The 14,413-nt window shown below is 70.5% G+C and carries 12 protein-coding genes; 9 read left to right on the forward strand and 3 right to left on the reverse strand.

What is annotated here, in order from left to right:
* Window positions 1–284: 284 nt before the first annotated feature.
* The 6 genes from BMY61_RS12835 (at window position 285) to BMY61_RS12860 (ending at window position 7,764) form a co-directional block, all read left to right on the forward strand.
* A complete protein-coding gene (locus BMY61_RS12835; RefSeq protein WP_042456465.1) occupies window positions 285–1,370 on the forward strand; it encodes a BMP family lipoprotein in 1,086 nt (361 codons plus the stop codon).
* A 170-nt stretch (window positions 1,371–1,540) separates the two neighbouring features.
* Window positions 1,541–3,142 carry an ABC transporter ATP-binding protein gene (locus BMY61_RS12840; RefSeq protein WP_042456468.1) on the forward strand — a complete coding sequence of 534 codons (1,602 nt, stop codon included), beginning with the start codon at window positions 1,541–1,543 and terminating at the stop codon, window positions 3,140–3,142.
* Window positions 3,139–4,524 (forward strand): ABC transporter permease, encoded by a 1,386-nt coding sequence (locus BMY61_RS12845; protein ID WP_063773375.1) that lies wholly within the window; start codon window positions 3,139–3,141, stop codon window positions 4,522–4,524. Before BMY61_RS12840 ends, BMY61_RS12845 begins: the two co-directional genes overlap by 4 nt.
* On the forward strand, window positions 4,521–5,837 hold the full coding sequence (locus BMY61_RS12850) for an ABC transporter permease (protein ID WP_052439285.1): 1,317 nt from the start codon (window positions 4,521–4,523) through the stop codon (window positions 5,835–5,837). Before BMY61_RS12845 ends, BMY61_RS12850 begins: the two co-directional genes overlap by 4 nt.
* A 9-nt stretch (window positions 5,838–5,846) precedes the next feature.
* Window positions 5,847–6,230 carry a cytidine deaminase gene (locus BMY61_RS12855; RefSeq protein WP_174514567.1) on the forward strand — a complete coding sequence of 128 codons (384 nt, stop codon included), beginning with the start codon at window positions 5,847–5,849 and terminating at the stop codon, window positions 6,228–6,230.
* A 247-nt stretch (window positions 6,231–6,477) separates the two neighbouring features.
* Complete coding sequence (locus BMY61_RS12860; protein ID WP_042456474.1) at window positions 6,478–7,764, forward strand: thymidine phosphorylase; 1,287 nt, start codon at window positions 6,478–6,480, stop codon at window positions 7,762–7,764.
* A gap of 13 nt (window positions 7,765–7,777) precedes the next feature.
* On the opposite strand, the gene BMY61_RS12865 is transcribed toward BMY61_RS12860, so the two are convergent.
* Both BMY61_RS12865 and BMY61_RS12870 read right to left on the reverse strand, forming a co-directional pair.
* Window positions 7,778–8,335 carry a Uma2 family endonuclease gene (locus tag BMY61_RS12865; RefSeq protein ID WP_042456477.1) on the reverse strand — a complete coding sequence of 186 codons (558 nt, stop codon included), beginning with the start codon at window positions 8,333–8,335 and terminating at the stop codon, window positions 7,778–7,780.
* A 27-nt stretch (window positions 8,336–8,362) separates the two neighbouring features.
* Window positions 8,363–9,532 (reverse strand): phosphodiester glycosidase family protein, encoded by a 1,170-nt coding sequence (locus BMY61_RS12870; RefSeq protein WP_042456478.1) that lies wholly within the window; start codon window positions 9,530–9,532, stop codon window positions 8,363–8,365.
* A 138-nt stretch (window positions 9,533–9,670) separates the two neighbouring features.
* Here BMY61_RS12870 and BMY61_RS12875 point away from each other — a divergent pair, with 138 nt between their 5' ends.
* Window positions 9,671–10,543, forward strand: coding sequence for a haloalkane dehalogenase (locus BMY61_RS12875; protein WP_075003877.1), 873 nt, complete (start codon window positions 9,671–9,673; stop codon window positions 10,541–10,543).
* Window positions 10,544–10,571: 28 nt separating this feature from the next.
* On the opposite strand, the gene BMY61_RS12880 is transcribed toward BMY61_RS12875, so the two are convergent.
* Window positions 10,572–11,852, reverse strand: a complete 1,281-nt coding sequence (locus tag BMY61_RS12880; protein ID WP_042456481.1) for an MFS transporter — start codon at window positions 11,850–11,852, stop codon at window positions 10,572–10,574.
* A 51-nt stretch (window positions 11,853–11,903) separates the two neighbouring features.
* On the opposite strand from BMY61_RS12880, the gene BMY61_RS12885 reads away from it, so the two are divergent.
* On the forward strand, window positions 11,904–12,884 hold the full coding sequence (locus BMY61_RS12885) for a LysR family transcriptional regulator (RefSeq protein ID WP_082015499.1): 981 nt from the start codon (window positions 11,904–11,906) through the stop codon (window positions 12,882–12,884).
* A 99-nt stretch (window positions 12,885–12,983) separates the two neighbouring features.
* The gene (locus BMY61_RS12890) at window positions 12,984–14,330 is read left to right on the forward strand and encodes a methyltransferase (RefSeq protein WP_236656587.1); all 1,347 of its coding nucleotides are present in this window, start codon (window positions 12,984–12,986) and stop codon (window positions 14,328–14,330) included.
* The last annotated feature ends 83 nt before the right edge of the window (window positions 14,331–14,413 follow it).

Here is a 14,413-nt window from a genome sequence, read left to right on the forward strand (position 1 = left end):
AAACCGACACGCGGACAAACGACGTCGACCCTCCAGGGCGGCGTCGTTTGGTGTCTCATGGTGTTGACAGGTGTGCGCCGAGCGAGCGAAATCGGAGTGGCCAAGTCCGTTTCATTCGACCTCTTCGCCGGGCTCGCGAGGGGAGAAATGCGACGATCTGATAACGGCCCTGTGGCCGTAATCCAAATGTGTTCTACGCGCGTTAACCTCGCATCCAATCGGTTGAGCAAAGCCGCTCCCTGCCCCCGGGCTCTGCGATGTCGGCTCCGTGTCTGGAGGATTTGATGAACAAGCCCGTTGGCCTGGCCGTCATCGCGACAGTGGTCGCCCTGACCGCCACGGCGTGCGGTTCGAAGCCTGTGTCGACCTCGGGTTCCAGCAGCTCCGCCCAGGCCGGCGGCAGCTTCAAGGCGTGCATGGTCACCGACACCGGCGGTCTGGACGACCACTCGTTCAACGCCGAGTCCTGGGCCGGCATGCAGGACGCCGCCAAGGCCAACCCCAACATCCACGTTCAGAACGCCACCTCGGCGACGGAGAACGACTACACCAGCAACATCGCCGGCTTCGTCTCCGCCCAGTGCAAGCTGATCGTCACGGTCGGCTTCGCCATGAACACCGCCACGGTCGACTCGGCCAAGAAGAACCCCAACCAGCACTACGCGATCGTCGACAACACCTCGACCAAGCCGCAGGTGCAGGGCCTGGAGTTCAACACCGCGCAGGGCGGCTTCCTCGGCGGCTACTTCGCGGCCGGTATGACCAAGACCGGCAAGGTCGCCACCTTCGGTGGCGCCAACTACCCGACCGTCACCGTCTACATGGACGGCTTCTGGGAGGGTGTGCAGTACTACAACCAGAAGCACGGCACCCACGTGCAGGTCCTCGGCTGGGACGAGACCAAGCAGCAGGGCACCTTCGACCCGACCCAGTCCTTCACCGACCAGGCCGGTGGCAAGCAGATCGCCGCGACCTTCCAGTCCGAGGGCGCCGACATCGTCTTCCCGGTCGCCGGCGGCACCGGCATCGGTGCGCTGACCCAGGCCCAGTCCTCGGGTGGCAAGCTCAACGCCATCTGGGTCGACGACGACGGCTTCGTCTCCAACCCGCAGTACGGCTCCGTCATCATGACGTCCGTCACCAAGGGCATCGCCACCGCCGTGAGCACCTCGGTGCAGGCGGCCGCGGCGGGCAACTTCACCGCCACCCCGTTCGTCGGCACGCTGGCGAACAACGGCACCGGCCTGGCTCCGTTCCACGACTTCGCGTCCAAGGTGCCGGCCAGCCTGACCTCCGAGCTCGCGACGGTCAAGCAGGACATCATCAACGGCACCATCAAGATCCAGTCCAAGAGCCAGCCGACCGGCTGATTCCGGACGGTCCGGGGCGGGTGTGCGCGAGCGCACCCGCCCACCGGCCTGTCGGCACCTGGACGCGGCGTCCCCGGACGGACCTGCGCCCAGGGTCTGGCGGGTCCGTCAAGTCCTCGATAGCTTCCGCCGATCGACTCTGATGCCCGGCGTGAGGAGTGTGTTCACAAGTGCGTCTGGAACTTCGCGGCATCACCAAGCGATTCGGTTCGCTGGTCGCCAACGACCACATCGACCTGACGGTCGAACCTGGTGAGGTCCACTGTCTTCTGGGTGAGAACGGTGCCGGCAAGTCCACGCTGATGAACGTCCTGTACGGACTTCACCAGCCCGACGAGGGCGAGATCCTCGTCGACGGCGTCGCCAAGACCATCACCAGCCCGCGCGACGCCATCGCCAACGGCATCGGCATGGTGCACCAGCACTTCATGCTCGTCCCCGTCTTCACCGTGGCCGAGAACGTGGTCCTCGGTGACGAGGTCGAGCTCGGTGCCAGCCGCGGCCCGCTGGGCCTGCTGGACCGCCGCCGCGCCCGCAAGGACGTGCAGGAGGTCTCGCAGCGCTACGGCCTGCCGGTGAACCCCGACGCCGTGGTCGAGGACCTGCCGGTCGGTGTCCAGCAGCGCGTCGAGATCGTCAAGGCGCTGGTCCGCGACGCCCAGACGCTGATCCTGGACGAGCCGACCGCCGTGCTGACCCCGCAGGAGATCGACGACCTCTTCGTCGTCATGAACTCGCTGCGCGAGGCCGGCAAGTCGATCGTCTTCATCACCCACAAGCTCAAGGAGGTCAAGGCGATCGCCGACCGGATCACCGTGATCCGGCGTGGCGCGGTCGTCGGCCAGGCCTCGCCGACCTCCAGCGAGCAGGAGCTCGCCTCGATGATGGTCGGCCGAAGCGTGCAGCTGGTCGTCGACAAGGACGTCAGCAAGCCCGGCAAGGCCTCCTTCCAGGTCGAGAACCTCACCGTGCTCGACGCCAACGGCCAGGCCGCCGTCGACGACGTCTCCTTCACCGTCCACGACGGGGAGATCCTCGGCATCGCGGGTGTGCAGGGCAACGGGCAGTCGGAGCTGGCCGAGGCGATCCTCGGCCTGGTGCCGGCCGCCGCCGGCACCATCTCGCTGGACGGCAAGTTGCTGACCGGGAGGACTCCGCGTCAGGTGCTGGACGCAGGCGTCGGCTTCGTCCCCGAGGACCGCGGTCACGACGGGGTCGTCGGCGACTTCAGCATCGCCGAGAACCTGGTCCTCGACCTGTACAAGAAGGCCCCCTTCGGGCGCGGCCTGTCGATCGACCTGGACCAGATCGCCAAGAACGCCGACGCGCGGATCAAGGAGTTCGACATCCGGCCGGCCGTTCCGCAGCACCCGGCGGGCAAGCTCTCCGGCGGCAACGCGCAGAAGGTCGTCGTCGCCCGCGAACTCTCCCGCCCGCTCCGCCTGCTGGTCGCCTCGCAGCCGACCCGCGGCGTCGACGTCGGCGCGATGGAGTTCATCCACAAGCGCATCGTCGCCGAGCGCGACGAGGGCCGACCGGTCGTGGTCGTCTCCACGGAGCTGGACGAGGTGCTGGCGCTGGCCGACAAGATCGCCGTGATGTACCGCGGCAAGATCGTCGCCACTGTCCCGCCGACGACCTCCCGCGACGAGATCGGCCTGCTGATGGCCGGCATCACCGGTGACAAGCAGGGCAACGGCCAGGGCAATGGCCAGGCCGACCCCCAGGCCGACGCCGCCACCACCACGACCACGGAGGAGGCGGACTCGTGAGCACGCCCGAACCTGAGAAGAACGAGCCCGCCGCCGAGCCGGCGAAGGACGCCGCGGCAGCCGCGTCCGCCGCGCCCGCCGCGACGAAGGCCCCGAAGCCGGAGCGTCCGCCCCGCGACTGGGGTGTGATCATCCGGAACGTCTTCACCGCGGAGAACTCCGCGACGGTGACCTTCCTGGCCATCGTGCTCGCCCTGGTCGTCGGCGCGATCATGATCGTGCTGTCGAACACCGAGACGATGAACAAGCTCGGCTACTTCTTCGCCTCGCCGGGCGACTTCCTCTCCGCGGCCTGGAACGACATCTCGAGCGCCTACTCCTCGCTGTTCAAGGGCGCGATCTTCGACCCGGCGACGATCTCCGGCACCCCGGAGCAGTTCTTCGGCCCGATCTCGAACACGCTCGAGTACGCCACCCCGCTGATCTTCGGCGGCCTGGCGATCTCCGTCGCCTTCCGGGCCGGCATGTTCAACATCGGTGGCCAGGGCCAGCTGATCGTCGGCGCGATCTTCGCCTCGTACGTCGGCTTCTCCTGGACCGCGCTGCCCGGTCTGCTGCACATGCTGGTGGCCGTGCTGGCCGGCGTCGTCGGCGGCATGCTCTACGGCGGCATCGTCGGCTGGCTGAAGGCCTACCGCGGCGCCCACGAGGTGATCGTCACGATCATGCTCAACTACGTCGCCTTCCTCTTCCTCGGTGGCTGGCTGCTGAACACCTCGGTGTTCCACGACGCCGCCGCGGCGGGTCAGGCGGTCGGCAAGCCGGCCACCCCGAGCGCGGTGCTGCCGCACCTCTTCGGTGACCAGCTCTTCACCGACATCGGCCTGGTCTTCGCGCTGCTCGCGACCGTCGCCGTGGCCTGGTTCTTCCAGCGCAGCAAGCTCGGCTTCGAGGTCCGCGCGGTCGGCCTGCGGCCGAGCGCCGCCAAGACCGCCGGCATCAACGTCAGCCGGGTGCAGATCGCGGCCATGCTGATCTCCGGCGGACTGATGGGCCTGATCGGCGTCACCCAGACCCTGGGCCTCGCCAACCCGAACAACAACTCGCTGAGCCCGAACCTCGACGCCGGCCTCGGCTTCACCGCGATCACCGTCGCCCTCCTCGGCCGTACCAAGCCGTGGGGCGTCGTCTGGGCCTCGCTGCTGTTCGGCGCGCTGCAGGCGGGCGGTGCCCTGATGCAGACGCAGGCACAGGTCTCCATCGAGGTCATCACGGTCATCCAGGCCCTGATCGTCATCTTCGTCGCGGCGCCGCGGCTGGTGAAGGAGATCTTCCACCTGCGCGCCCACAAGATCGACACAGGCGCCAAGGGTGAGGAAGCCCCGCCGCCCGTCGACCCGTTCCACACCGACACCACGACCGCTGCCGGAGGCGAGGCATGAGCACGGCATCCACCGCTACCGGTAAGCCCGGAGCGAGCGAGGGCACCCTCTCCCTCGCCGACGCCGCCGAGCGTCGGTCCCGGCTGGTCAGCGGGATCGCGATGGCGGTCATGGGCGCCCTGGGCCTGTGGGCCTTCGGCCTCACCTCCCGGGTCTCCGGGGCCGCACACACGATCTTCGGCCTCAAGGAGGACCCGAACGCGACGGGCGGCCTCGGCCCGATCTCGGCGCCCTCCCAGGAGCTGGCGATCGCGCTGATGTCGGTTGCGATCCTCTGCGGCCTCGCCCGCGCCTTCGCGCCGGTCTCGAAGACGGTCCAGCTCTGGCTGTCCGGGATCTACTTCGCGGCCTACACGATCGGGTTCCTGGTCTGGGCGGCGGCCGGCTCGGCCGTCGGTCTGAACGTCCCGGTGATCCTGCTGCAGACCGCGCTGGCCGCGGTCCCGCTGGTGCTGGGCTCGCTGAGCGCGCTGCTCTGCGAGCGGTCCGGCGTGGTCAACATCGCGGTCGAGGGCCAGTTCCTCTTCGGCGCGTTCGCGGCGGTGCTGACCGCCTCCACCACCGGCTCGCTGTGGGCCGGTGCGATCGCTGGCTGCCTCGGCGGCGCGCTGATGTGTGTGCTGCTGGCCGTCTTCGCCAACCGCTACCTGATCGAGCAGGTCGTCCTCGGCGTCGTCCTCAACCTGCTGGCCTCCGGCGTCACCGGCTTCCTCTACGACCGACTGATGTCCACCAACGGCGGCACCTACAACAAGGCGCAGGGTTTCAGCTCGATCCGGATCCCGGGTCTGGCCTCGATCCCGATCATCGGCCCGCTGTTCAACCAGAACATCCTGTTCTACCTGGCCTACCTGCTGGTGCCGGTGGTCTGGTTCCTGCTCTTCCGCACCCGCTGGGGCCTGCGCACCCGCGCGGTCGGCGAGCACCCGACCGCCGCCGACACGGTCGGCATCAAGGTCATCGGCCTGCGCTACCGCAACGTCATCACGGCGGGTCTCCTCTCCGGCCTGGGTGGTGTGTGGCTGACGCTCGGGCTGGCCAGCCAGTTCGGCAAGGACATGAGCTCCGGCAAGGGTTACATCGCCATCGCGGCCCTGATCGTCGGCCGTTGGTCGCCGATCGGTTCGCTGGGCGCCGCGGTGCTGTTCGGCTTCGCGACCGAGCTGCAGGTGGCGCTGACGTCGCTGGGCACCCCGATCCCGGGCGCGTTCCTGGCGATGGCGCCGTATCTGGTGACCATCTTCGTCGTGGCGGCTCTGGGCGGTCTCTCCCGTCCGCCGGCGGCGTCCGGCAAGCCGTACATCAAGGGCTGAGGCCTCATCATGGAGATCGACTGGGACGAGCTGCGGGCCGCGGCCCGCGAGGCGATGTCCCGTGCCTACGCGCCGTACTCCGGCTTCCCGGTCGGCGCCGCCGCGCTGGTCGACGACGGTCGCGTCGTCTCCGGTTGCAACGTCGAGAACGCGTCCTACGGGCTCGCCCTGTGCGCGGAGTGCGGGCTCGTCTCCGCGCTGCACGCCTCCGGCGGCGGGCGGCTGGTGGCGTTCACCTGCTGCGATCGCAAGGGTGAACCCTTGATGCCGTGCGGGCGCTGCAGGCAGCTGCTGTGGGAGCACGGGGGAGCGGAGCTGATCGTGGAGTCCGTCTCCGGGATCCGGCCGCTCTCCGAGCTCCTCCCGGACGCCTTCGGCCCCGAACGGCTCTAGATTTCGCTCCCGCCTTTGGTTGCAAGCTCCTCAGGGGCGCGAGGAACTGCGCGACAGGCCACCGTGTGTGGCGGGTCGCTCAGCGAGCAGGACCATCCGCACGCGGTGGTGGCTCGCGCAGTTCCTCGCGCCCCTGTTGTGGTTGCTCGCAGCGCGCCCGTTCCCCGCGCCCCGGAACGTTTGCAACGGACTGTTACGCGCGTAGAGTTCTCTCTGTCTCCCCTCTTCGCACAACCATGGAGTGCACGTGGACGCCATCTCCGTCATCCGCGCGAAGCGCGACCGCGCCGAGTTGACCGATGCTCAGATCGACTGGGTGATCGACGCCTACACCCGCGGTGAGGTCGCCGACGAGCAGATGTCCGCGCTGGCCATGGCGATCCTGCTGAACGGGATGAACCTGCGGGAGATCTCCCGCTGGACCGACGCGATGATCCGGTCCGGCGTGCGGATGGACTTCTCCTCGCTGCCGCTGCCCACCAGCGACAAGCACTCCACCGGCGGCGTCGGCGACAAGATCACGCTGCCGCTGGCGCCGCTCGTCGCGGCCTGTGGTGCGGCCGTGCCGCAGCTCTCCGGGCGCGGGCTCGGGCACACCGGCGGGACGCTGGACAAGCTGGAGTCCATCCCCGGCTGGCGGGCGCTGCTCTCCAACGACGAGATGATGGACGTGCTGCGCGACGCCGGCGCGGTCATCTGCGCCGCCGGTGACGGCCTCGCGCCCGCCGACAAGAAGCTCTACGCCCTGCGCGACGTCACCGGCACGGTCGAAGCGATCCCGCTGATCGCGTCCTCGATCATGTCGAAGAAGATCGCCGAGGGCACCGGCGCGCTGGTCCTGGACGTGAAGGTCGGCTCCGGTGCCTTCATGAAGAACCTCGCCGACGCGCAGGAGCTGGCCCGCACCATGGTCGGGCTGGGCAAGAACGCGGGCGTCAACACCGTCGCGCTGCTGACGGACATGAGCACCCCGCTCGGCCTCACGGCCGGTAATGCGCTGGAGGTGCGGGAGTCGGTGGAGGTCCTCGCCGGCGGCGGTCCCGCGGACGTCGTCGAGCTGACGATCGCGCTGGCGCGCGAGATGCTCGCCGCTGCGGGCGTCACCGGTGGCAAGGACCCTGAGACCGCGCTGCGCGACGGCTCCGCGATGGACCACTGGCGCCGCATGATCGCGGCGCAGGGCGGCGACCCCGACGCGGCGCTGCCGGTCGCGCGCGAGCAGCATGTCTTCACCGCGCCGGCCGACGGCGTGCTGACGGGGCTCGACGCCTACGCCGTCGGCGTCGCCGCGTGGCGTCTGGGCGCGGGCCGCGCACGCAAGGAGGACCCGGTGCAGGCCGGCGCAGGCGTCGAGATCCACGCCAAGCCGGGCGCCGTCGTCACGGCGGGCCAGCCGCTGCTGACCCTGCACACGGACACCCCGGAGCGCTTCGCCTACGCCCTCGAGGCCCTCTCGGCTCCTGACGCCGTCACCATCGGCGCCGAAGGCGCGGACTGGAAGCCGACCCCGCTGATCCTGGACCGGATCGCGTAGGGACGGCTGAAGGTCAGGGCCCGTAGGTCAGCAGGACACTCGTGTCCAGCTGCCACGGGCCCACCTTGATCGTGTCGCCGAAGGCGAAGCGTTCGACGCTCGCGTACTTCGGCCCGGAGTGGACGATCCCGGTGCCGACCCGCGGATCGACCAGCAGGTAGAGCGGGATGCCCATGGCGGCGTAGTCGCGGACCTTCTCCTCGTAGTCGTTCTCGGGGTTCGACTTCGAGACCACCTCGACGACGAGGATCACGTCGGAGGGGTGGAAGGCGGCATCCTCGTCCATGAGCGAGGCCTCGGGGAAGACCATGATGTCGGGTCGACGCAGGCGCCCGAGGCCGACGTCCTCCAGGTCGGCGCCCCCGTGCGCGATGTAGCCGGGGTGGGTGTCCGGCAGCTGGTCGTTCAGCTGCCGAGCGAGCTTGAGCACAGCCAGCTCGTGGCGCTTGACCGGCGACATCATCATCACGATCTCGCCGTGCGCGATCTCCACACGCCCTATCCCCGGGATCTGGGGCAACTGGTTCGCGATCTCCCGGAGCCTGGCGTAGGTGTCTGCGTCAATGCTCATGCACCGAGTGTAACGACGGGGTGTGACTCACGGTCGGGCGTAGACGGCGACGAAGTCGCGGCTGGAGTAGTCGTAGTAGCGGGTCGCGTCGCGCACGAAGTTGACCAGGTTGTGCGGGGCCGGGTCGTGCGGGTTCTTCGTCGCGTCGTAGGAGATGAACGACGGCCAGCTGAGGTTGATGTCCAGCATCATGCCCGTCACCGCGCCCGCCCGCTGCAGCAGCGTGGCGAGGGACTGGACGGTGAGCATGCGGCCGCCGACGTAGACGATGTCGCCGTTGCGGTCGACGCCGACGCCCGAGCGGGCGACGGCCGCGTTGCCGCCGTCGGTCAGGCCCCAGGTGTCGACGCCGCCGTTGTAGGCGTCGCCGGTCACCTGCCCGTTGCGGACCAGCGGGACGAGGCACTGCCGGACCCCGACCACGTTCGGGGCCATCCGCACGTCCTCGTTCCAGACGCCGACGGTCAGTGAGCCGTCGCGGTGGAAGACCTCGGACGCCGCGCCGGTGCGCAGCTCGCCGATGGTCTGGCCGTTCAGGTAGAACCCGCCGTGCGAGTCGCCGTTGGAGACCTTGAAGCCGCCGTTGTAGGCGGCGACCAGGCCGGTGCGCTCGGCCGGGGTGATGGTCGCCGGAATCGTCCAGGTGCCGCCGGGTTCCGAGACGCCAGGGTGCATCTGGAAGCGGAGCGCGTGCTGCTTCATCCACACCACGCCGACCGGGAACTCCGTGTCGTAGGGGTCCGGCCGCAGGATCGCGCTCTGGATCACCGGGCGGCCCTTCTCCCTGACCAGCGCCGTGAACACCCCCTCGCCCTGCTGCGCCGGGCTGACCAGCGGCCGGACCGGTGCGTGCAGCGGGATCGGCGGGAGGGTCGGCGTCGGCCTCGGCCGTGGGCGCGCGGGGGTCCGGTGGGCGACGACCGCGGTCGCTCCGCAGGCCGCGGTGGTGGTCGCGCGTTGGTGCCGGTTGTCGACCAGGTTCACCACCGGGCCGAGCCCGTGACAGCGTCCCCAGCGCGCGAGCTTGGTCTGTGTCCCGCCGGGGCCGGGCGCGGCCAGTGCGTCGTGCACGCAGAAGCCGGCCACGACCGCCAACGCCACGGCGCTGCTTCCCAGCGCCCAGGCCAGGCGCTTTCCGTGCCGGGAGGCGACGGGCGGGCGGGTGTCGGGCTCGTTCGGCTCGGTGCGCAGTGGCATGAGGGGAGAGGTACCCGGTCGAAGCCTGCGCGGGCGCCCTTTCACTCGGGGGGAGCAGTTCAGAGAAGATAGTAGCCATGGCTATAGAAGCCATGTACTGTAAATGTGACGGAGTGGATCGGATGAGGGGACCGCACCATGACTGAGATCACTGCTTCTGAGATCGCTGTGCTCGACTCGACCATGCACTACCTGGAGGGCGGGAGTGGAACGCCGATCGTGTTCCTGCACGGCAACCCGAGCTCCTCGCACCTGTGGCGCGAGATCCTGCCCGCCGTCGGCGGCGGCCGGCTGCTCGCACCCGACCTGATCGGCATGGGCGGCTCCGGCAAGCCGGACTCCGCGTACCGGTTCGCCGACCACGCCCGCTACCTCGACGCCTGGTTCGACGCGCTGGGCCTCGACGGCGTCGTGCTCGTCGGTCACGACTGGGGTGGCGCCCTCGCCTTCGACTGGGCCGCGCGGCATCCCGAGCGGGTGCGCGGCCTCGCCTTCCTGGAGACCATGGTCAAGCCGCTTGCCTGGGAGGACGTCTCCCCGCAGGCCCGCGCCCGTACGGAGCTGCTGCGCAGCCCCGCCGGGGAGGAGATGGTGCTCGATCAGAACGCGATGGTGCGGCAGGCGTTCACCGGCGGCGTGCTGACGCCGCTGTCCGAGGAGCGGCTCGCGCCCTACCTGGCGCCGTACGCCCAGTCCCGCGAGAGCCGGCGACCGCTGCTGGAGTGGGCGCGCCAGATGCCGATCGGCGGCGAGCCCGCCGAGCTGGTCGCGCGGATCGAGGCGTACGACGCGTGGCTGGCCAAGAGCGAGGACGTCCCGAAGCTGCTGATGACGTTCGAGGGCTCACCGACGCTGATGATCAGTGCCGAGACGGCGGCGTGGTGCGCGGAGAACTTCGCCGCCCTGGAGTCCGTCCACCTCGGCCCGGCCGGCCACCACGCCCCGGAGGACAAGCCGGCCGAGATCGCGGCAGCGATCTCGGAGTGGGCCGACCGGCACGCACTGCGCTGAGAGGGCCCCGCACCCCTGGGCGGTGCAGCTATCGCGCCGTTGCCAGCGCGCGGTGCGCCGAGACGGTGCCCCAGGCGGTGACGCCCGCGGCGAGCAGCATCGCGGTCAGAGCCACCGAGACCGTCCCGGTCCAGCCGCTGCCGTGGTAGGCGTCCGCGCCCACCGCGCCGCCGAGGCTGTTGCCGACGTAGTACGCCGCCAGGTACAGCGCCGAGGCCTGGGCGCGGCCGTGGGTCGCCGTGCGGCCGACCGCCGCCGAGGCCACGCAGTGGCCGGTGAAGAAGCCCGCGGTGATGAGGACCAGGCCCAGCAGGGTGAGCGGGAGCGACTCCGGCAGGGTCAGCAGCAGGCCCGCCGAGGTCGTGGTGATCGCCGCGTACAGGGCGCCGCGGCGGCCCAGTCGGGCGCCGATGCGGGCGCTGGCCGCCGAGGCGACCGTGCCGACCAGGTAGACCACGAAGATGGACGAGGCCAGCGCCTGCGGCAGACCGAAGGGCGCGGCGACGAGCCGGTAGCCGAGGACGGTGTAGACCGCGCCGAAGACCGTCATGAACAGCAGGCCGAGCGCGAAGAGCCGGGCCAGCAGCGGGTTCGCGACGTGGCCGGTGACGGTGTGCCACAGGGCGCGCGGGTTGACCGGGCCGGGCCGGAAGTTCCGGGCGCGGGGGATGAGGACCCGGAACGCCACCGCGCACAGCAGCGCCGCGAGGGCGACGGCGGCCAGGCCCGCGCGCCAGCCGTACGCTCCGGCCACGACACCGGACAGCAGCCGCCCGCTCATGCCGCCGATGCTGTTGCCCGCCACGTACAGGCCCATCGCCGAGGGCAGCGCCGAGGGGTGGACCTCCTCGGCGAGGAAGGCCATCGCGGTGGCGGGCAGGCCGGCGAGGGCGACGCCCTGGAGGGCGCGCAGCGCGGTCAGCGTGCCGAGGTCGCCGGTGAACGGCAGGACCAGGGCGATGGCGACGGCGGCGAAGACCGCGAGCGTCATGATCCGGGTGCGGCCGAAGCGCTCGGACAGGGCACTGATCGGGATCACCGCGACGGCCAGCCCGATCGAGGCGGCGGAGACGGTCCAGCTGGCCTGGCCCGGCGTCAGGTGCAGGTTCGCGGAGAGGTTCGGCAGCAGTGCCTGGGTGGAGTAGAGCAGCAGGAAGGTCGCCAGGCCCGCGCCGAACAGCGCGAGTTGGGTGCGTCGCAGGCCGGGGGAGCCCGGCAGGTGGCGCGGGTCGGTGGTGCCGGACGTGGACGTCGGCGTGTCGACGGCGGTGAGGAGGGGACGGCTGGCTGTGGCAGGCTCCGCTGGCATGCTGCAGACGTTAGGACTGTGCAACTGATGCGTCCAATACATGGATGAGGGATGATCCATGCTGTGGCGTATGACTCCAGTTCGGACCAGGTGAACCTTCCCGTCGAGCAGGCGGAGCTGTCGTCCACGTCACCAGCGGCCCGGCTCTCGCCGCTGCTCGCGCAGTTCGCGGCGGTGGCGCGCGGGGAGCACGTGACCCGGGCGGCGGCCGAGCTCGGCATGCCGCAGCCGACGCTGAGTCGGGCCGTCGCCCGGCTGGAGGCGGAGCTCGGCGTGGTGCTGCTCGCTCGCGAGGGCCGCACGGTCCGGCTGACCCGGGCCGGGCGGATCTTCCTGGCCTCGGTCGAGCGGGCGCTCGCCGAGCTGGAGCGCGGCGCCGACGCGGCCCGCGCGGAGGCGGACCCGACGGGCGGCCGGGTGGCCTTCGGCTTCCTGCACACGATGGGCTCGGAGGCGGTGCCGATGCTGCTGCGCGGCTTCCGGGCACAGCTGCCGAGGGTGCGGTTCCAGTTGGTGCAGGACTACACCGACTCGATGCTGGCCCGGCTGCGGGAGGGCGAGCTGGACCTGTGCCTGCTCTCGCCCCGACCGGACGCCCCGGACCTGACCGCGCGTCGGATGGGCGAGCAGCGGCTGCGCCTGGTCCTGTCCACCGACCACCGGCTCGCCGGGCGGCGCCGGGTGCGGCTGGAGGAGGTGGCCGAGGAACCCTTCGTCACCCTGGAGCCGGGCTACGGCCTGCGCCGGATCACCGACGCGCTCTGCGCGGAGGCCGGTTTCTCGCCCCGCATCTCCTTCGAGGGAGAGGAGGCCGAGACGCTGCGCGGGCTGGTCGCGGCCGGCCTTGGCGTCGCGGTGCTGCCGCCGGCCTCGGTGCCGCGTCCGGACGTGGTCGAGCTGACGCTCGCCTCCCCGTCCGCTCGGCGCGAGCTGGCGCTGGTGTGGTCGTCCACCCGGCCGCTCCCGCCGCCGGCGGTCGCCTTCCGCGACTACGTGCTCTCGGAGCGGGACCGACTGCCGCTCCACAGCTGAAGTCGGCTGAACAGCCGGAAAACTCCCTATTGTCTGGCTTGTGACCATTCTGTGCGAGCGGGACGCTGTTCCTGTACCTCTGAAAGGGGGTTGGTCAGCATGACGTTCGTACAGGTCATTGAATACGAAACCAAAGACGAGGACCGCGTCGACCGGATCATGAACGAGTGGCTCCGGCTCACCCAGGGGAAGCGCACCGCCCACCACTCCACGATGGGCAAGGACCGCGACAAGCCCTCCCACTTCATGCAGATCGTCGAGTTCCCCTCCTACGAGGAGGCGATGCGCAACAGCGACCTCCCGGAGACCCGGCAGTTGGCCGACGAGATGCGGGAGGCCTGCGACGGCGACCCGCGCTTCGTCAACCTCGAGGTCACCCGCGACGAGATCCTCGACGAGGACGCGATGATGAGCCTGATGGGCCGGGTCGTGACCGACTTGGGGGCGGTGGCGTTGGCGCCCTCGTTGGTGATCGGCGAACGGCTCGGGCTCTTCGCCGCGATGGCGGACGGCACGCCCCGCACCTCGGCGGAGGTGGCCGCGGCCACCGACTGCAACGAGCGCAACGTGCGCGAGTGGCTCTCGGCGATGGCCGCCAGCGGCTACGTCTCCCTCGACGCCGACGGCCGGTTCCGGCTCACCCCCGAGCAGGTCGTCGCCTTCTGTGACCAGGAGAGCCCCTACTACGCACTGGGCGGCTTCCAGTCCTTCAGCGCCGCCGCCTCGTTGGAGACCCGCGCCAAGCTGCAGCAGGCCTTCCGCACCGGAGAGGGGCTGGGCTGGGACCAGCACCACCCGGAGCTCTTCTCCGGCACCGCGCGCTTCTTCCGGCCGGGCTACGCGACCTTCCTGGTGGACATGTGGCTGCCCGCCATGACGGACACGGTGGCGCGGTTGCGCGCCGGCGGCAGCGTCGCCGACATCGGCTGCGGCTTCGGCTACTCGACGCTGATGATGGCGCGGGCCTTCCCCGAGGCGCGCTGCACCGGGTTCGACTACCACGGGCCCTCCATCGAGGCGGCGCGCCGCCAGGCCAAGCAGGAGGGGCTCACCAAGCACTGCGACTTCGAGGTGGCGGGCTCCGCGGACTTCGGCGGCGGCCCCTACGACCTGATCACCTTCTTCGACTGCCTGCACGACATGGGCGACCCCGTCGGCGCCCTCTCGCACTGCCGGGCGCGGCTGACGGAGGGTGGCGCGGTCATGGTCGTCGAGCCGCAGGCGGCGGACGACATCGCCGACAACATGAACCCGCTGAGCCGCGCCTTCTACGCGGCCTCGACGGTGATCTGCGTCCCCGCGTCGCAGGCACAGCCGGTCGGCCGGGCGCTCGGCGCGCAGGCCGGTGAGGCGCGGACCCGCGAGGTCGCGGCCGAGGCCGGCTTCGGGCAGTTCCGTCGGGCGACGGAGACGCCGTTCAACATCGTCTACGAGATGAGGAGTTAGTTGCACGCCCCAGGGGTGCGGGGAACTGCGCGACGAACCGCCCTGTGCGGTGACGCGCCGTACGAGCAGGGCCATCCGCGCCG

Origin of the sequence: Streptacidiphilus jiangxiensis, from assembly GCF_900109465.1 — a bacterium.
In the GTDB taxonomy this organism is placed as follows: Bacteria; Actinomycetota; Actinomycetes; order Streptomycetales; family Streptomycetaceae; genus Streptacidiphilus; species Streptacidiphilus jiangxiensis.